Here is an 18745-nt window from a genome sequence, read left to right on the forward strand (position 1 = left end):
GACATGCTTATGCCTTCCCCAAGTTCGTTCTATTCGCCTTGGTTTTGGACCGGGAGAAGTCGGGATTGCCAAGGCCGTTTCGTTTACCAGTTGACTGAGGTGGTGTTGATAAGCCGGCGATGGGCAATCCGCCGGCGCTCCAACAAGTCGCGACGAGTTTCACTCCCATTTTGGGTCCGTTTGCTGCGGTCCGCCAGTGCCTGGAGTCATCCGCCCAGGGACAGTGCTCCGCATCGGGATTCTAATCGGATAGTTTCCCGATACTGTGGTAAAACCTCTCCAAAAGGATCGCATGCAGCCATTCTTGCGGTGTCTACAGACATATCTCCGGATCTCCTATCCTTTCCTTGAGGTTGTATGCGCCAACCCTGTTCGTATAGCTTACATGCCCACAATACCGGCATACAAGCCTATCCCCCCTGCGGTCCTTCGGATGGATTTTCCTTTTAAAAAGTTTTAGGAAGGAATGCGGCTTCAATAGCAAGCGATTCATCTACCGCATGTCTAAAATCTTGGTGGAGCTGCTCTATGGTTCTTATCGCCTCCACATATCTCCAGAAACTTTTCTTGGGGGACTCTTTCTTTAGTTCTTCTTGGATCTTTTGCCAGTAAGCCTGTTCAAGAAGGCGCAAGAACCGTTCCCTTTTATCCATGATCTTGATATGGATGACTGTTTGAGTTTCTTCTAGTGGTTGTTCTTCATTTTCCTTTTCTAGTTCTGCTTTTGTTTTTTGGATAAACTCATTGAGCAATGCCATCTTTTTGAACCCTGCAATTGGTTCTCCATTGTCGATTTGCATCCATTTTTGCACTTCGGCCAAAAGCTCTTGATCTTCAGTAGAAATTTCAAAAGGAGAACTGTAGACAGAAACTCGAATGCATCGAGAAAGAATAGTTGGAAATATGGACAAAGGTCTTGTCGAAGTTAAAAGAATGGTGGTATGCGAAGGAGGCTCTTCAAGGGTTTTTAGAAAGGCATTGGCCGCTTCTCCTCCTCCTAAACACATAGATTCAGCCTCTAAGATGAGGCAAACTTTTCTGGATTCTTTATACGCCTTCAAGTAAAGCTGCTGGCAGACTTCCTTTATTTGCTGAACACTGATGCGCTTTAGTTTCGTTTGTGGACGGATAAAGTAAAAATCAGGGTGCTTCAATGGATCTCCTTCTAGCAGCTCTCTGGAAAGAGCCATCCCTACGTTTAACAACAATGAAGCATCGGAACCGCTGAAGAGATAAGCTGAAGCGATCCTTTGGTTCAGAATCCCTTTTTTGAATAGTTGAATACAACTTTCATAGCTCAAAGACATGGTTAATCTTCTCCCATACAAGAGTTGCAATTTCCTCAGGGCTTCCTGTGGCTTCCAAGACATAGAACCTTTCTGGCTCTCTGCTTGCAAGCTCTAAATAAGCTTTTCTTACCGTATCCAAGGAGCTCTCAAAATCAGCCTGCAACTTGTCAATGCCTGATTTTTTACCATCCCTTTTTTTAATCCTAAACTGAGCACTTTTCACTGGGATGTCTAGTAGAATCGTTAAAGTTGGCTTTATACCAGCAGTAGCCAGTTGGTTGAGCTCTTCAATGGTCTTTAAAGGAATGCCACGGACTATTCCCTGGTATACAAGCGTCGAATCGGTAAAACGATCGGCAAGAACCCATGTATTCTGTGCAATCTCAGGCTCAATGATTTTTTTTATTAGCTCTGCTCTACTCGCTTCAAACAAAAAGAGTTCGGCAAGTGAGCAGAAGCCTATATCCGAATGTTTTAAAAGCCTACGTAATCGTTCTCCAAGGGGTGTGGAGCCAGGTTCTCTAACACGGATAACCTTCTGTCCCCGCTCTTCTAAGCGTTTTTTTAGCAGACGAATCTGGGTTGTTTTCCCACAGCCTTCACTGCCTTCAAAACTAATAAACCGTCTTTTCATGCTTTCCATGCTTTTTGTCCTTCTGGAGTATCTTGGACTATCCAACCCATTTGTTGGAGCTGCTGTCGGATCCTATCGCTTGTAGCCCAGTCCTTATTCTTTCTGGCTTCAGATCGCATTTGTAGCAAAGTTTGAATTTCAGGAGGAATTTCCACGCTGAATTCTCCGATTCCTAAGATTGAATCAACAAGGTGCCAACTTCTTTGGAGTGGTGGTAAAGGCTCTCCTTTATCCATCATACGATTGGTGTGTCTGATCCAATCGAAAAGGTGACCGATTGCCTCTGTAATATTTAGATCATCCGCTAAAGCCTCAACAAAGCAGCGAAGAAAACGAGTCTCTTCTTCATATTCTTGTAGTTGGAACTGAGATTTAGGAAGGCTTTGGATGCGGCTTAACCACTGATCGATTCTTTTGACAGCTTCACGTGAGGCTTCCATGCCCTGCCATGTGAAATTGAGGGTCTGTCGATAATGGGAAGCCGTTAAAAGATGATACCGAAGCGTCCTTTCATTGAATCCTCTTTCTAAAATATCTCGGATAGTATAGATATTGCCTAGAGATTTAGACATCTTTTCTCCCTCAACCAGTACATGTGCTACATGAAACCAGTGGCGAACAAAATTTTGTCCTGTCACCGACTCGCTCTGCGCTATCTCATTTTCATGATGAGGAAAAATAAGATCGACACCCCCGCAGTGAATGTCTATTTCATTGCCTAAATAACAGATACTCATAGTGGAGCATTCTATATGCCATCCTGGTCTTCCTATTTCCCATGGAGAAATCCATCCGACATCCCCATCTTCCGGTTTTTTGGCTTTCCATAAGGCAAAATCTCCATAATGTTCTTTGATGTATTCGTCAGCCAATATGTGAGATCCAGGTTTTAATTTGTCTTTTTCTAAATGGGAAAGTTTCCCATAGTCAGGGAATGAAGCGATGCGGAAATAAACTGATCCATCCTCTCCAATATAGGCATGGTTTTTGTCTATCAGTTGGCGGATAAATTCAATCATCTTCTCAATGTGCTCAGTGGCCTTTGGTTGAAAATGCGGCTTAAGCATATTAAGGGTTTGCATATCTTGTTCGAATGCATCGATATATTTTTGGGTATATTCGGCTAGAGAAAGGCCAGCGGCACGAGAAGCTGCAATTGTCTTGTCGTCAATATCGGTATAGTTCATGGTGTGAATCACCTTATATCCGAATAATTCAAGAGCTCTTCGGAGAAGATCCACACAGAGAAAGGTTCTAAAATTGCCGATATGAGCTAGGTTATATACGGTTGGACCGCAAGCATACATGGTAACATGCGGAGGATTGATCGGCTCAATGGGCTCAAGTTTGCGGGAAATTGTATTGTACAAACGAAAAGGAGGAAGGGGAAAAGAGAATTTCATTTTTTTTTGTTGAAAAAGGTTATTTTTTCAATCGTGTTCCTCTCTAAACAAAAGATTGGTTCATTTCTTTTTGCTTCTGGAGCACATAAAAGATTTCTTCGGCTGGGTATCCCAAGATTTCGGAAAGGGTAGGATGATAAAAAGGCATATGCAAAAGATCCTCAACTTTCCCTCTAAAATACATGCACGTACTCAACAGATGAATCAACTCTGAAGCATGAGGACCAATAATGGTACCGCAAAGAATTTCTCCAGTAGAAGGCTCAGCATAGATTTTCACAAAGCCATGTTCTTTCCCTTCGATAATGGCTTTCCCATGATCTTGGAAAAAATACTTAGCGCTTATCGTTTCACCATTTCGAGGCAAAATGCCTACCATTGCTGTTTCTGGATCAGTAAAAACAACTTCCATTGTCAAACGCCTTGAAATGACGTGCGTAGGTTCTTTACCCGCTAGGAGTTCAAGAGCGTTTTTAGCTGCAATTTCTCCTTCTTCTCTGGCAATGTGCACGATTCCAAAGTTGCCTGTAACATCTCCCGCTGCAAAAATATGGGGAATGGAAGTCTGCATTTTATCATTGACCTCAAGCGATTGGAAATCAGTATGAATCCCTATCTTTTCTAATCCAAGGTGTTTTAGGTTCGGTCTTCTTCCAAGGGCGTAGAAAATTTCTTTGGATAAAACTTCCTTCTTTTTTCCTTTAAAAAAGAAAGAAACTTTTTTCAACCCATTTACAATAGAGACGGATTCAATTTGAGTATCGCTAAAAACCGTAATGCCCTCAGCTGTGAAACAATCCTTGAGGCATTGGGAAACTTCCGGATCAAATTGCTTCAAAAGCCTAGGGCTTCTTTGGATGATTGTCGTTTTGCAACCGAGTCGAGAAAAAAATTGGGCAAATTCGCAAGCAACAGGTCCACCGCCCAGAACGGTAATGCTTTCTGGTAAATGCTCTAGTTCAAGTGCTGAATCGCTTGTAAGGAATCCAGACGCCATTAATCCTGGAATGGGCAGGGGATCGATGGCTGAGCCAGTCGTTATGATGATAACATTTGCATAGAGGAGTTGCTTTTCCCCATCTCTTCTAATTATTTCCAATTCGTTTGGGCTTTTGAAAGAAGCCCGGGCTCGAATGAAGTCTACTGGTAATGAAAGGATCTCTTCTTCTCTATATTTAGCAAACGTCTCAATGAGTTTTCTTTTTCTCCATTGAATCTGCTGCATATCCACCGAAATAGCCTCTACTTTCAATCCAAAAGTTTTGGCTTGTTGCAAATCCCAAAATCGACGACTGGATTCAATTAATGTTTTTGAAGGCATACAACCTTTGAGTATACACAGACCTCCAATCTTTTCTGCTCCTTCGATCAGGGCGACTTTGATTCCCTTTTTTGCGGCTAAAGAAGCAGCAGCAAAACCCGCGGTTCCTGCTCCGATGATGGCCAATTGATATGATCCCTTCATTGAAAATCCTCAAATTTTTTTATGCAATCTTTCTTTAGGGCTAATCAGCAAAAAGAGAGAAGAAATCTTTTACACAAGCAAGGTCTTCAAAAGAGTAATCGGGTTTGTATTGATCAAGTTCCCCCTTGCTGAAACCTCCAGTAGCCACAGCAATCGAAGTAAAACCTGCAAATTTAGCGCAAAGAACATCGTGGGGAGTATCTCCCACTACCCAAAAATTCCTTTTATCAATGACCTGGCCGAACATTGTCATAACAAGCTCAGCAGCCATACTGGCTAAATAATTTCTTGATTCGTGAAGATCACCAAACAGCCCAAAAGAAAAATAGGTCCATACCCTATAATAGGAAAGTTTGATCTGAGCAGCTTTTCTGAAATTACCTGTCAAAAGTCCCATTTTGACAGTAGAGATAGTACTTATTGTTTGCAAAATATCTAATATTCCTGGACAAAGCTTCCCTGTATCCTGACTAGTAAGTTCTTCCCGGAGAACTTTCAAATAATGATTTCTGTAAATGGAAAGGTTTTCAGGAGTCCATGGCACGCCGCATCTATTCAAAATTTGTTTTGCGATCATGAGATCTGTTCTTCCCCGATAGTCTAATTCTTTGGGATGCATCTCTAGATTATACAGCTCATTGATTGTCCGAAAAATGGCTCTTACTCCGCTACCAGAGGAATGGATAAGAGTACCGTCGATATCCCATAGAATAATATGTTTTGTTGTTAACATGAGATGATAATGTTACAATTCCAGCCTTTAGCTTTAGAATCCAAGGATAGAGTATCCACAGTCAACGTAAATCGTTTGTCCTGTAATGGCTTTGGATTCATCTGATGCTAGAAATAAAGCAACCGATGCAACTTCTTTAGCTTCTACATTTCTTTTCAATGGAGATTTTGCTTCACATTCTTTTAAAAACTTTGTAAATCCGCTGATTCCTCGTGCAGCTAATGTGTTTATTGGCCCAGGACTTAAAGCATTGACCCGTATCTGATCTTTCCCAAACTCATAGGCCAGATACCTTACGGTGGATTCAAGAGCCGATTTTGCAGGCCCCATAATTTTGTAATTTGATATAACTTTTTCCGCGCCATAATAAGATAATGTCAAAATACTACCTCCATCTGTGAACAAGGCTTTGGCTTCCCTTGCTAAGGCGATAAAAGAATAAACACTTATTTCAAAAGTTTTTATAAAATCTTCTCGAGTGGTCTCATAGAAGTTTTTTTCTAGCGCTTCTTTTGGAGCAAAAGCGATGGAGTGGAGTAGAAGATCGATTTTGGGAAAATGTTTTAAAGCCTCCGAAAAGAAAGATTTAATTTCTTGTTCATTACTGACATCACAGGGAAAAGCCAATGAAGGAGGACTGGAAGGGAGTTCAGAAAGGAGAGCTTCCACAGGTTTCTTTAGTCTTTCTCCTTGGTATCCAATGATCAAGTTGGCTCCGGCCTCGTGCCAGGTTTTGGCAACAGCCCAAGCGATGCTCCATTTATTAGCAACACCAAAGACAACTGCATTTTTTCCTAATAGTGGCTTATAATTCATAATAGGATCCTTAATGAAGAAAACAAAATAAAATATAAAGAGCAAATTTTAAATCAGTGACCTCCTCCCACTATTAAAAGGGTGGGCTTCCCCTTTCATCGAAGGAAACTTACACAGATATGAGAATTGCTTCCCAGTATCCGTGCAGCGGCCTCCTTCTCCTGGGGCGTGAGTTCGGGCCGGTCCATCCCTACGACCTGATCAGGGCTCAAGCTACGCCCTTTTCTCAAAATAACCAAAGCGGCATTTATGTCGCGATCGCTAGTCCAAGAACAAGAACAATTGAATGTTCTGTCTGAAAGCGACAGCTTCTGCCCTCTACCACAGGCAAAGCACTCTTGGGTAGTCGGTTCATATCTACCTACGAAGACAGGCGTTTCAAGGCTGTTCCTCAACCTCGATTTCAGTTCGCCTATCCCCGAGGCGTGAACCTCTGACAACCATAGAGCTTCGCCCACCCCTTAAGAAAATCATCTTGAAAGAACACTCTTTTATAGAGTTTAAGAAAGGCTATAATCTTGTTCTGAGCATCTTTTTTTTTGTTGTTTATCTTCTCGTATTCTCTTCTTAGAAGTTGCTGGTTTGTGTTTCTGTTTTTTGAACCGTTTTTCGACTTTGCAAATTTTCTTTGAATCCGCTTAAGCCTACCGGACTCATGAAGTTCAAAGTCTATCTTGATTCCATTAGACAGAGTTAATTTTTAATCAATACCTAAATCTACTCCTACTTTTTCGCCAATAGGTTCACGACAGAAATTTTCTTTCGCAAGATAACAGGTCACATGAAGGTAGTACCCACAGGGCCTCCCCACCAAAACAGCGTTTGCTATCCCTGCTTTGTCAGGGATCTGATGAAGCCCCAGGACGCGGAAACTTCCAAGCTTCTGTATCCTCATCCTGTTCTGGCGAAGTCCAGACTGTAGGTCACGTCGTACTGCTTTAAAGGAATGAAGTTCATTAACTTCTTGGGTTTGAGACGCCCACCTTGTGACCGTTCTGTTTGAGCTTCGCAAGTGACCCGAGGTTATCTTTCAGCTTATCAGCTATCCCCTGCTTAATTTGAGAACCGAGAAAACCAAGTTTCCTTTCTTCGAAAACTTCCCCGACCTTCCCCTCCACGGTACCTACTTTGTTGGCCGGTAGGTTAAGTCTTTCCAAATCCGAGACCAACCAGTTATAGAACCACTTAGCCTCCAAGAAAACTCTTCTTAGGTTTTCTATCTTCTTCTTGGAAAGATTTTGGAGTTTGAGTTGAAAAACGACAGGTCTTTGGGTCTTCCTGCGTTCCTTTGTCTTCTGAAGAGCATTCTTAATTAGCTCGGCTTTAGTCACAGTTTACTTCCCTTTCTGGTCTTCGATGTACTTCTGGATGGTCTTTTCCGAAATGTGCCCTACCGATTCGCAGTGGTACGATCTCGTCCATATGGAAGGGAGGCGACTCTTGAGGCAAGGAATCTCTTCCCTCAACATCCGAGACGTATGAACTACTCCATCCAAGCCTGACGGCTCTGGGATGGAGTTTCGCGCTTCCCTGCGGGCAGTTTCACCGGAGTATGCTCGGCTCGCGGACTTCCAGCCCGCAGCGAGGTTCCATCCGGCCAGAGCTTCCCGCTCCACGCATGGATCGGTTCCCGTCCATTCCTTTCCGTATACAACGACCTTCGGCCCCGGAAAGGCGAAGCCGTGATCCTTCTCCCATTTCGCCAAGCCCCAGTCGAGAAGCCCGAGCGCCGAGTTCTCGTCCCGATGGCAGGACGCTCCGCATGCGCACTCATGCCACCGGTCGCCGAGGGTCTTTTTCACAACGCCGCCGCATCGGTGACATCTCTGGCTTGGCTTCAACGTCCTCGCCTGTGCTTCCAGGTATCCGATACCAGCCTCTTCCGCTTTGTATCCGGCCATCGCCCCGAAAGCTCCGAACGATGCGTCCAACATCTCTCGATTCAGCCCGGCTTTTTGCCGCACACGTTTCCCGGGCTTTTTCCGGCTGCCCCGGGCCGAAGCCGTCATCCTTTTCGGCTCCAGCTCCTCCGTGATCAACAGTCCGCTGCGTCTCACCATCGCGGCGCTCTGCTTGTGCAGGAAATCCTTCCTGACGTTCGCCACCTTGGCGTGCATCCGGGCGAGCAGCTCGTACTGCTTGCGCAACCTCTTGGAAATGCGAAATCCCTTCCGTTTCCCGTGCTTGCGGATCGCCGCCTCCATCTTGCGGGAGATCGTCCGTCCGAGCTTCCTGAGCTTCTTAAGCGCCTTGCGCAGATGGCGCGGATTGGCGACCTCGGAAACGTCCGGCTCGCTCTTTCCCGGCTCCAACCTGGCGCTGGTCAGGAACCGCTCCGTGCCCAGGTCGAAAGCCTCGGCTCCACAGCCATGCTCCCGCGCCGGTCGACAGCGCATCGTGACCGACGCCTGCCATCGGCCGCCGGAAAGAAAGATCTCGCATGTCCTGGGTTCTCCGGGAGTACGGGCCTTGCCCCGGATCGGGATCTCCCCAATGCCGGAGAGACGAAGCTTCAGGTGAGCGCTTCGCTCTCTGGCGAGCAGCCGCCAGTCACCTTCGTGCTGCTTGAAGCCGAAACCGCTGAATCGCCCTGCCTGCTTGAAACGCGGGCATCCCGGCTTTTCGCCTTGCCGGACGCGGCGGAAGAACGCCTGAAAGGCGAGATCCAACCTCTTGAGCGTTACCTGGGCGGATTGAGCGTTGATCGAGGCGAGAAGCGCGCTGCGGGAACGGAGTTCGGTGAGCCATCGGCACTGCTCGACGAAACCGATACGCCGCTTTTCCTCCTTCCACGCCCGCCTGCGCTCCTCCAAAGCTAGGTTCCAGAGGAAGCAATGGACCCAGCGAGTCCGCAAAAGCTCATCCCGGACGGTCTTGGATGGATAGAGCCGGTAGGTGACCTTGAGTTCGACCGGGCCCAGAACGGGAAGACCAGCGGGTGATGCGATCATCATGAGGCGACGCTGGACAGTGGCCAGCAATATGGTCTATCATTTAGTGCAATGACAGGTCAAGTGCGTTTGCACCTTCTGCATCACTGCGTTTACGCGCTGCACTACCATTTAGTTCTTGTCACAAAATACCGCCGCAAGGCGCTCACCCGCCCCATGCTTGACCGGTTGCGTGCTATTGCGGAAATGCGCTGTGATGGATGGGGCGGACAGCTGCTTGAGTGCAACGGAGAATCTGACCACGTTCACTTGCTGGTTGCGTTGCCACCAAATCTTGGACTCAGCCGCTTCCTGAACAATCTCAAGACAACTTCTTCCAGGCTTCTCCGCAGAGAGTTTGCCACAACGGTCGCCCGTTTCTATCGTAAGGCAGTTCTTTGGAGCCGTTCCTACTGCGTTATCACGTGCGGGGGCGCCCCATTAACCGTCCTCAAACAGTGCATCGAACGGCAAGAAACGCCGGAATAGGGCGGCCTTCACCACCAGCCAAGCCCAAGGCTCTGGCTGGAGCACTGGCCGCCAGAGAGGGTAGCCTTTCAACTGCTGTACGATGAAGTGGGGGCTGTTCGTTGGAACGGTTTTCACGAACGCGTGTATATGGTCTGGCATGACCTCCATCTGCACAATCTCCACTTCGATCTTTCTGGCTTTCTCGTGCAACAGCTCTTTTAGCCGTTCTGCCACTTCGCCCACCAAGACCTTGCGGCGGTACTTGGGGCACCAGATAAGGTGATAGCCAATGTTGTACACTACCTTTTTTGATCGCTTCCATCGTTTTCCGTCCACACTTACGTCGTACTACAACCATTAGAAACTTGCAACTTATCTAACTATGAGATCGCCTTTCATCCTACTCTTAAAAGAGTGGGCTTTCTCGGCGCCCACTTGTAAATGTTTTATTTAGGAGGGTAAAGATTTTCTGAAATTTATCTTCTCAGGAATAGGAAAGGGAAGGGCTAGTATTAGATTAGTTTAGAAACATACTGCGAGCCCAATACATATAATAAGAAAATACTTTAAATTTTTAATTTGATGGGTTTGGTTTATTAATTTTTTTTTAGCTTTTATCCTTTTGCATTCCTTGAATAGTCTAACATAAAAAATGAGTAAAATGTTTGTTCATTTACCGTGTCTCAAATCGTCCAAAAGTTCTGACAGTTTACGATCGGAAGTGGATGGATAGGAAAATCATTTTGTAGCTAGCAGCAATACAAGTCATGCTATAATAACGTTAGCAAGAGTCGTTCATAGTCTCATCCAGAGCTAATTAATATGTTAAAACTGTTAATTTTTTTAATATTTTTTTCCAAAAAATCCTTTCAATATATTTTCTATATTAGGAGATTATATAGATTTATCATTGTCTTTTGAACACATTTCATTTATTAGTAGTATGGCACTTTTTGTGAATAATCGAAAAGTGATAGAGATTCAGATCTATTGATCTGGATCGCAAAGGAATGAAACGAATACTTATTTTGACTGCTGGTTTTGGAGAAGGTCATAATACTGCGGCACGGAATATACAGGAAGCTATTGAACATCTGGAGCCGGATGAAGCGATTGTTGATCGAATTGATCTTTTTGATACCTGTTATGGCAAGATCAGCGATCTGTTGCGACAAGGCTATCTAACAGCCATTAATCGTGCCCCATTAATTTGGAGAGGGATTTATTCCATTTTTGATCGTACAAGTTTTATAGAAGACGTATTGGTGGCTTTTGCCAAAATGAAGCAGGCCTTGGATTGGTTGCTGAGAGAAATGCAACCTGACGTCGTTCTGTCGACTTATCCTTTCTATAATTTTCTGATAGAAGAGATCTTTAAAGATGGGAAAGAAAAGAACTTCGTTCAAATAACCGTCATCACTGATTCGATCACCGTCAATTCTTTTTGGTATAGGAGTTGGAGCGATTATTTTGTCGTACCTAATAAAGATACGGCCACCATTTTAAAGTCAGCAGGCATAGCTGAGGAAAGGATTCTTGAATTTGGTTTTCCTGTCCAACTTGAATTTTTGGAGTATGCTCAAAATTCCATGCTTTTGGAACCCATACGACAGCCCAAAATTTTATATATTATCAATTCGGGAAGAAAAAAAGCATCCAAAATTATCGATCAACTCTTATCCAGAAAGAAATGGGAAGCGACGATTGTTGTGGGGAAAGACGAAAAACTCTTTTACAATATTGCTGATCATATTAAAGGCTTTGAAGAACGGATTAAAGTTTTGGGATGGACAGATAAAATTCCCGAGCTTTTGCTCAGTCATCATGTGATTATCAGCAAAGCAGGTGGGGCTACAGTGCAGGAAGCTATTGCGGCTTGTTGCCCGATGATCATTCCACAAGTTGTTCCTGGTCAAGAAGAAGGAAATTATGAACTTTTACGAAGATACGAAGTGGCTTGTTTTGCTGAAAAGCCATCGGATATCGGATCAGCTCTGGACTTTTTATTTGAAGACGAGGCTAAGCATTGGAAGAAATTAAAGAACAATCTTAAAAAGATCAGTAAGCCAGACAGTTCCCTTAAAATAGCTCGGTTTGTTCTAGAACAATCTGTCCTGGAAATAGCCCCTTCGAGGGTTTTCCCTTTTCCTGGGAAAAGGCTTGAGAATGTCAACTTTTCAGTAATCAAAACGAAAAGCTCTCAAGCTCTGCTATGTGATTTTCATATTCATTCGACTTATTCTGATGGGAGGTTATCTATAGGAGAGATTGTGGATTTTTATGGACAGCGCGGTTTTGATTGTATCTGTGTGACCGATCATCTTGTTGACAGAAAGAGATTGATTGGTAAGTTCTGCGAGCTCACTGGGCTTGTATTGACACCGACTAAAGTCGGGGAGTATTTCGAAACGATAGAGAAAGAAAAGAAAAGAGCATGGAAAAAATATGAAATGATTCTGTTCTGTGGAATAGAATTTAACAAAGACGGATATAGTGCAAAAACCTCAGCGCATCTACTGGGGATCGATCTTAAAAGCCCAATTGATCCATGCCTTTCGTTAAAGGACATTATTGCTGAGATCCATAAACAAAATGGTCTAGCTGTTGCCTCTCATCCACACATTTTCCAAAGTGTTTGGGGGCCGAACACCCTATTTTTATGGGAAAATCAGGAAGAATATGCTCCATTGCTAGATGCCTGGGAGGTGGCAAATCGGTATGATCTATTTTCTCCCGTGGGCTTAAAAAAACTCCCCTTTATTGCCAACAGTGATTTTCATAAGCCAAAGCACATCTATTCCTGGAAAACAATCCTCCATTGTGCAAAAGACGCGGATGAAATCAAAGAATGTATTCGTTCCAATAGGAATGTTGCCATAACCCTTTACCGGGATCATAAATTTGGTACATTATTTCAAAAGAAGGACTTCGAGCTGGAAATCGCCTAACGTTTCGATGAATCGAACGACATTGCCTTCTTGTGCTGCTTCTTCCACGGAATTCCAACTATTAAAACGGCTTCTTGCCAATAGGAATTGCAAGCTTGCTTTCCGAGATCTTTTAGCAGCAGTTCAAGCAGATGAAAAGGAAGTGTGGGAAAGTCTTTGCAGGTTGCAGGAACAAGGGTTTGTCATTAATTGCTCCCCTATAGTGGGGATATCTCTTGAGGATCCTTTACCAGATATTCTCCATCCGGTAGAACTCAAGATTCTGTTGGCAAGACGGGAGTTTCACATCCATTGGAAACCAGAAATTTTCCAAGTAATTGGTTCGACGAATGATGAAGTAATCAAGCAGGCAAAGAGAAAGGCTAAGGAAGGGCTTGTAGTCATCTCTGATAGGCAATTGCAGGGAAGAGGAAGGCAAGGTCGATCATGGGAATCCTTCCTTCCCTTGGGTCTTTATATGACAGTACTATTGCGACCAAAGTGGCCAGTAGCCAATCCTCAACAATTGGCTATCTTAAGCTCTCTTTCTACGGCGGAAGCCTTATTTCAAATGGGCTTGCAAACTGTGGCTATTAAATGGCCTAATGATATCGTTGTTGCTACTAAAAAGCTTGGAGGAATACTGATAGAAATAGATCGGGACGACGGTGGAGATTGGTTTGCTGCAATAGGCATTGGAATTAACCTGAATCAACAAACAATCCACTTTTCAGAATCCTTGCAAGGAAAAGCCACTTCCTTTTACTTGGAGACGGGGAAAAAGGTGCGAAGAGTGGAGCTTTTGATAGAAATCCTCAATCGACTGGATTGGAATTTGCAACAATCTTTTGGCACACTCAAGTCATTGTGGGAAAAAAGGATGGTCCATTTGAATGAGAAGGTTGCTTTCGAAGCAAATGGTCAAAAAATTGTTGGACGAGTGAAAGGTATAGATGAAACAGGTTGTTTGCTTATAGAGAGTGCAAATGGAAGCATCCAAAAAATATTTTCAATTTGAGCTGATTCATGTTGCTCAAGTTGTGTCTTAAAATAGGAGCTAATGATCCAGTAAAAAAAAAGGTAGTTCAAAAGTAAAAAATGCCCTTTTTTATTTTCTAGAATTAAAATAGAATAATAGCATGGTTGCAAATCCCAAAAGGTGGCCAGGATCCGGTGGAGGAGATCCTGGTGGCAGATGGGATAAAGAGAATAAAACGATAATTTTTATCTTTTTATTTTTGTTTATTCTTTACATGTCGGCACTATTTTTTCGAATATGGAGAACGTTTGGATGGTGGTAGGATACGAGTTTTAAATGGCTAGTGATAGACAAATGTTCTTTGTTTGAATTCCTTTTCAGAGTTTTTTTTAAGCTAAACAGCACTAGGAGAAAATACATATGATTCCACTGGAAGACAACTATATCGATGTGATTGGAAAAGCGCAAAGAGGGCTTAACATCAGTGACGAAGAGCTAGCAAAAAGAGCGGCTGTGCCTTTTGAGAAACTCCAGAGGGTTAAAGAAGGAGAGTTGGATGAGGAGGTTTTAGCAAGAATTGCTCCAGTGCTTGGTCTTGGGAAGAAGGCACTTTTGGATCTGGCTAAAGGTTCATATTACCCAAAAGATCAAGGGGTTATTCCTGGCTTCTTTCACTTTAATACAAGATGGGAAGATATGACCGTTAACAATTATCTTTTATGGGATACGATGACAAAAGAGGCCGCGGCTTTTGATACGGGAGGCAATTGCACCGAAATGCTTGATGCTATAAAAGTACATGGGTTGCGTGTAAAATTCATTTTGCTGACGCATACGCATGCTGATCACATCGCTGAGCTAGGAAGGCTTAAACGGGCTGTAGAGGCTCCTGCTTATTGCTGTCAACTTGAGATTATTCCTGGAGCTGAGCCGTTCTCTCCAGGCAAGACATTTCAATTAGGTAATTTGTCCATTAGCTCTTTTCTTACTAATGGTCATTCTCCCGGAGGGGTTTCTTACTATGTTACTGGAGGAAAGAGAAATCTAGTCATTGTGGGTGATTCGCTATTTGCTGGCTCAATGGGAGGTGGTAATTATTCCTATACAGAGGCCTTAAAGAACAACCGGGAAAAAATTTTAACCCTACCTGATGACACGATTATATGTCCTGGTCATGGACCATTGACAACGGTAGGTGAAGAAAAAGTCCATAATCCTTTTTTTGCTTTCAATTGATCAGAAAGTTATGAAATGATGCATTTGAATCCAAGGCTTTTCTTTCCTAAGGAAAGAAAAATAACGAATATAAACTTAAAAAAGGAGGTACAATGAAATTAGTTCCCTTAATTGGATCTGGAGTTGCCGGTCCACTTGGTGTGCTGCATTTGCCAAGAATGTGGCTGAAATGTAGCCTGGCTGCTAAAGGCATGCTAGCTGATGGTTATCCCGACCTAGGTAAAGGGTTTGATGCGATGACCATGAGGGCCCTTAATCTCACTGAAGACGAAGTGCGAAATTACATTAGAACCAATCTGCCAAGCTATACGGAATTTGAGGCTTGGATCGTACAAAAAAATGGTGGGAAGATTGATGGAGCCAAGGTTGCCGCTCACAACCGGGCTGTTTTGCAGTATCATCATGACGCAGAGACAAAGAAAGCCATTTTGGAGGAAGCAGGTCTCAAAGATGATGGGACTATGCCCGATGCAGTGACTTTGAACGCAATCGAGGATTATGCCTGTTTCCATAAATGGCTAAAAAGCCAATAAAAATAGAAGCTTCTTTTTGAGGCTAAGAAAGGCTAAGAGCACTTTTCTCTTAGCCTTTTTATTTTTGTGTTTTATTGTTTATATTAATAATTCATTATCAATAGCATCATGCGATCATTGCAAAAAAGAGGGCTTAGGGTTTTGTTTTGGCTGTGGGGTATAGGGATAGGTGTTTGGCTTTTGTCTTTTAAGTCTTATGGATTGGAGAAACTGAAAATTCTTACTTCTATTGCGCCCCTCTATTGTTTTTGTGTCAACATTGGAGGGGATTATGTCACAGTGAAAAACTTGATCTTCTTTGGAGCTGAGCCGCACGAAGTTTCCCTATCAATGCGGCAGATGCAAGAGATTCAAGATTCGGATTTGATTGTTATTAATGGATTGGGGATGGAAAGTTGGCTAGAAAAGGGGCTCAGTTCAGAAGAAAAAGCAAAAAAAATTGTTGTTTCTTCCGTAGGGATTGAACCTATTCCTTCCATTGGCTCTTTTAATAAACTTCCAGCAAATAGCCCTTACTCTTTTAACCCGCATGTTTGGCTTGATCCTAACTTAGCTATTCAGCAAGTGGTGAATATTAAAAAAGCGTTATGCCAACGGGATCCACTCCATACAGAGACCTACGAAAAAAATGCTGCTTCCTATATATTCAAATTAAAAGAAATCGACCGGATGTATCGAGAAAAGCTTCAAGAGGTCACACCAAAAAAAGCCTATTTTTTTGATGATTCTTTTATGTATCTGACAAAGCGTTACGATATCCTTATAGCAGGTATTCTTGAAGAGTGCGGCCAAAGAGAAGGTCTATCGCCTAAAAAACTTGCAACCGCCATTGAAGTAATGAGGAAGGAAAAGCTCCCTTTCTTTTATACTCCTTTTTCAAAGAAAGCCCTTGTTATGGAAATCATTAAAGAAAGCCAGACTCGCAGCGGAGAAATCGATTCGATGGAAAGCGCCAATCCTGATCCATCCCTTTATGAGACTATAGCAAAAAAAAATTTATCGGTTTTAGTAGAAGTTTTTGGAAAAAAGCACATTTCTTGGTTCCACCACTTTGAGGTCTATGCCGATGGAAAAGAGCAGAATTAAAGCCCCAGAGCCAGTTTCTTTCTTCTCCAGCCAACAAAAGCTTCTTTTAAAGGCTGACTCCGTTACGATCGTTTATACAGAGGAATCGGCTGTCGAGGATGTCAGCATGGAAATAGAAAGAGGCAAGATTGTGGCTCTTATTGGACCGAATGGGGCAGGGAAGACAACGCTATTGAAATGCTTTGCTGGGATCATTCAACCCAAAAAGGGGAGTATTTGGCGCCAGCCTGGGCTTGTCATTGGTTATTTGCCTCAAAGACCGTCGATTCCGCGGTATCTACCGGTAACGGTTGAAGAGTTTATATCGCTGAGGCTTGGGAAATATCAGCTGCTGAATGGACTTTTTGGAGGAAAAGAAAGGAAAGAGAAGATTGCTGAGCTTTTGAAATGTTTTCAGGCTGAAGATTTGCTCGAAAGAAGACTGCAAGAGCTTTCAGGAGGAGAAATGCAAAAGGTAATGGTTGCTTCTACCCTGGCAAAAAATCCGGACTTACTCCTATTAGATGAACCGTTAACTGGAATAGATGCAACTGGTGGAATCGAATTTGATCAATTACTTCATGAGCTTAAAGAAAAAAAAGAAATAGGCACAGTGCTTGTGAGTCATGATTTGCAACTGGTCTCTCATATAGCCGATTGGATCTTTTTTTTGAACCATCGGGTTCTTGCTCAAGGAAAACCTTCCGATGTGCTACAGGAAGAAAAACTTGCTGCTGTCTACAATCTTATTCATGGCAAATAGGAAAAAGATGGAAATTCTTTCTTTTGATTTTTTAAGACGTTCTTTACTAGGGGCGGCTCTAGCCGGGCCAACCTGTGCTCTTTTAGGAATTATCACAACTTCTCGCGGACAGGCCTTTTTCAGTGATTCCCTCTCCCATGCTTCCATCGCAGGGTATGGTCTGGGGCTACTTATTGAACTCCTTGCCTTTAGATACTTTAACCTGAGCTTCCCTGAGACTTTCCTCTCCGCTTTTCTTTTTCTCTATTGTCTTGGGATCTCCCTTTGTTTTGCCTATTTTTTGAATAAATCCAAACTGGAGGCAGATACCCTACTTTCGATCATTTTTACAGGAAGTGTAGCCATAGGTATTCTACTATTAACTAAAATTGTTCGCTATCCTTTGCTTGAATCCCTGCTTTTTGGAGATATCAACGCAAGTTCTTGGACCGATATTGGCCTTCTGGGAATGGTCGCTGTGATGACCTTTTCTTTCCTTCTATTTAATATGCCTGCTCTTTTGCTTACCATGATCGATGAGAATATGGCGATAAGCGAAGGGGTCGGAGTCAAAAAACTTAACTATTGGACGGTGCTGCTAATTGGAGGAGTGGTTGCTTTGAGCCTTAAACTGCTTGGAGCACTCCTCGTAAGTGCAATGATCGTTATTCCAGCAGCAGCGGGAAAAATGTGGGCATGGAATTTCCGTTCGCTTTTGTTGATTTCCCTTGTCAATGGGTTTTTGGGAGCTGTTGGAGGGGTCATTCTATCCTATTATATGGATGCGATGACAGGTCCAACCATAGTGGGATGTGATATTTTTTTGTTACTATTGGCTCTATTGTTTAAAAATCTCTTTAAGAAAAAAAACTTAAAGCCTATACGGAATAGTTAGAGGCTTTCTAATCTATCCATCGCCTCTTTTAGATTTTCAAACAGAAAAGAAGGATTGGCCGATAACAGTTTTTTTTTGGAGTTATAACCAGTCAACACGGCTGCGGAGAAAATACCGCCAGCATGGGCAGCTTCGATATCATGAACCATGTCTCCAAAAAATATCGTACTTTTTGGATCGATCTTTTCTTTTTCGATGATCTGCTTGATGGCAATTCTCTTATCATCTATTTCCGTATAAATGCGGTCAAAGTATTGTTCAATCCCTAACCGCTTGGCTTGTTTTATAAAATGACCCTGATGGATAGTGCTTAAAAGGATTACTTGGTATTGCTTCTTTTGACAAAACTCTAAAAATTCAAGGGCATAGGGCAAGAGTGGAATTTTAACCTGGAACAGTTGGAAAATCGCATGGTAATGTTCGTTCATCTCCATGAAAGAAACTTCTGGTAAATAGCTCTTATAGAATTCCTTAAGCGGTAAAAAAAATGTTTCTTTGAATTCTTCAATCGAAAGTTTAGGCTTTCCGTATAAACCAAATATAAAATTCGAGGCTTTCAAGACAAAGGGCAGGTCATTAGCAAGAGTGCCTGACCAATCCAAAAACACAGTTTGAATTTTTTTCATC

General features: G+C 43.1%; 18 protein-coding genes and 1 pseudogene. 8 read left to right on the forward strand and 11 right to left on the reverse strand.

Annotated elements, in window-relative coordinates; all coding sequences use genetic code 11:
* Positions 1–446 precede the first annotated feature (446 nt).
* The 9 genes from QOL44_RS03865 to QOL44_RS03900 all read right to left on the reverse strand — a co-directional run bounded on the left by QOL44_RS03865 (position 447) and on the right by QOL44_RS03900 (position 9294).
* On the reverse strand, positions 447–1307 hold the full coding sequence (locus QOL44_RS03865; protein WP_009060678.1) for a DNA replication protein: 861 nt from the start codon (positions 1305–1307) through the stop codon (positions 447–449).
* Entirely contained in the window at positions 1291–1923 is a 633-nt protein-coding gene (gene tmk, locus QOL44_RS03870; protein ID WP_045086940.1) for a dTMP kinase, read from the reverse strand. Before tmk ends, QOL44_RS03865 begins: the two co-directional genes overlap by 17 nt.
* A complete protein-coding gene (gene cysS, locus QOL44_RS03875) occupies positions 1920–3326 on the reverse strand; it encodes a cysteine--tRNA ligase (RefSeq protein WP_009060681.1) in 1407 nt (468 codons plus the stop codon). The genes tmk and cysS overlap by 4 nt, the downstream gene beginning before the upstream one ends.
* A gap of 43 nt (positions 3327–3369) precedes the next feature.
* Positions 3370–4791 carry a dihydrolipoyl dehydrogenase family protein gene (locus QOL44_RS03880; protein ID WP_009060683.1) on the reverse strand — a complete coding sequence of 474 codons (1422 nt, stop codon included), beginning with the start codon at positions 4789–4791 and terminating at the stop codon, positions 3370–3372.
* Between the two features lie 40 nt (positions 4792–4831).
* Complete coding sequence (locus QOL44_RS03885) at positions 4832–5524, reverse strand: HAD family hydrolase (RefSeq protein WP_009060684.1); 693 nt, start codon at positions 5522–5524, stop codon at positions 4832–4834.
* Positions 5525–5557: 33 nt separating this feature from the next.
* Positions 5558–6340: an enoyl-ACP reductase FabI gene (locus QOL44_RS03890; RefSeq protein ID WP_009060686.1), complete on the reverse strand. Its 783-nt coding sequence runs from the start codon at positions 6338–6340 to the stop codon at positions 5558–5560.
* Positions 6341–6435: 95 nt separating this feature from the next.
* Positions 6436–6798 (reverse strand): zinc ribbon domain-containing protein, encoded by a 363-nt coding sequence (locus tag QOL44_RS11245; RefSeq protein WP_369008751.1) that lies wholly within the window; start codon positions 6796–6798, stop codon positions 6436–6438.
* A 498-nt stretch (positions 6799–7296) separates the two neighbouring features.
* The gene (locus QOL44_RS03895; RefSeq protein WP_009060690.1) at positions 7297–7671 is read right to left on the reverse strand and encodes a hypothetical protein; all 375 of its coding nucleotides are present in this window, start codon (positions 7669–7671) and stop codon (positions 7297–7299) included.
* Between the two features lie 3 nt (positions 7672–7674).
* Positions 7675–9294 carry an RNA-guided endonuclease TnpB family protein gene (locus QOL44_RS03900; RefSeq protein WP_079199613.1) on the reverse strand — a complete coding sequence of 540 codons (1620 nt, stop codon included), beginning with the start codon at positions 9292–9294 and terminating at the stop codon, positions 7675–7677.
* A gap of 48 nt (positions 9295–9342) precedes the next feature.
* On the opposite strand from QOL44_RS03900, the gene tnpA (QOL44_RS03905) reads away from it, so the two are divergent.
* A complete protein-coding gene (gene tnpA, locus QOL44_RS03905) occupies positions 9343–9759 on the forward strand; it encodes an IS200/IS605 family transposase (RefSeq protein ID WP_283401206.1) in 417 nt (138 codons plus the stop codon).
* A gap of 60 nt (positions 9760–9819) precedes the next feature.
* Here the strand turns inward: tnpA (QOL44_RS03905) and tnpA (QOL44_RS03910) are convergent.
* A pseudogene (tnpA, locus tag QOL44_RS03910) lies at positions 9820–10077 on the reverse strand (IS200/IS605 family transposase); the annotation flags it as partial.
* Between the two features lie 674 nt (positions 10078–10751).
* Between tnpA (QOL44_RS03910) and QOL44_RS03915 the strand changes: the two are divergent.
* The 7 genes from QOL44_RS03915 (at position 10752) to QOL44_RS03945 (ending at position 18118) form a co-directional block, all read left to right on the forward strand.
* Positions 10752–12689, forward strand: a complete 1938-nt coding sequence (locus QOL44_RS03915) for a UDP-N-acetylglucosamine--LPS N-acetylglucosamine transferase (RefSeq protein ID WP_009060702.1) — start codon at positions 10752–10754, stop codon at positions 12687–12689.
* 7 nt (positions 12690–12696) lie between these two features.
* Positions 12697–13686 (forward strand): biotin--[acetyl-CoA-carboxylase] ligase, encoded by a 990-nt coding sequence (locus QOL44_RS03920; RefSeq protein WP_009060704.1) that lies wholly within the window; start codon positions 12697–12699, stop codon positions 13684–13686.
* Positions 13687–14067: 381 nt separating this feature from the next.
* A complete protein-coding gene (locus QOL44_RS03925) occupies positions 14068–14883 on the forward strand; it encodes an MBL fold metallo-hydrolase (protein ID WP_009060705.1) in 816 nt (271 codons plus the stop codon).
* A gap of 92 nt (positions 14884–14975) precedes the next feature.
* On the forward strand, positions 14976–15416 hold the full coding sequence (locus QOL44_RS03930; RefSeq protein WP_009060706.1) for a hypothetical protein: 441 nt from the start codon (positions 14976–14978) through the stop codon (positions 15414–15416).
* A 108-nt stretch (positions 15417–15524) separates the two neighbouring features.
* Positions 15525–16502, forward strand: a complete 978-nt coding sequence (locus QOL44_RS03935) for a metal ABC transporter solute-binding protein, Zn/Mn family (protein WP_009060708.1) — start codon at positions 15525–15527, stop codon at positions 16500–16502.
* Complete coding sequence (locus QOL44_RS03940) at positions 16483–17244, forward strand: metal ABC transporter ATP-binding protein (protein WP_009060710.1); 762 nt, start codon at positions 16483–16485, stop codon at positions 17242–17244. The genes QOL44_RS03935 and QOL44_RS03940 overlap by 20 nt, the downstream gene beginning before the upstream one ends.
* A gap of 7 nt (positions 17245–17251) precedes the next feature.
* A complete protein-coding gene (locus QOL44_RS03945; RefSeq protein WP_009060712.1) occupies positions 17252–18118 on the forward strand; it encodes a metal ABC transporter permease in 867 nt (288 codons plus the stop codon).
* Here QOL44_RS03945 and QOL44_RS03950 read toward each other — a convergent pair.
* Complete coding sequence (locus QOL44_RS03950; RefSeq protein WP_009060713.1) at positions 18115–18744, reverse strand: HAD family hydrolase; 630 nt, start codon at positions 18742–18744, stop codon at positions 18115–18117. The two genes, QOL44_RS03945 and QOL44_RS03950, sit on opposite strands and share 4 nt — an antisense overlap.
* Position 18745 lies beyond the last annotated feature (1 nt).

The organism is Candidatus Methylacidiphilum fumarolicum, from assembly GCF_949774925.1.
GTDB lineage: Bacteria > Verrucomicrobiota > Verrucomicrobiia > Methylacidiphilales > Methylacidiphilaceae > Methylacidiphilum > Methylacidiphilum fumarolicum.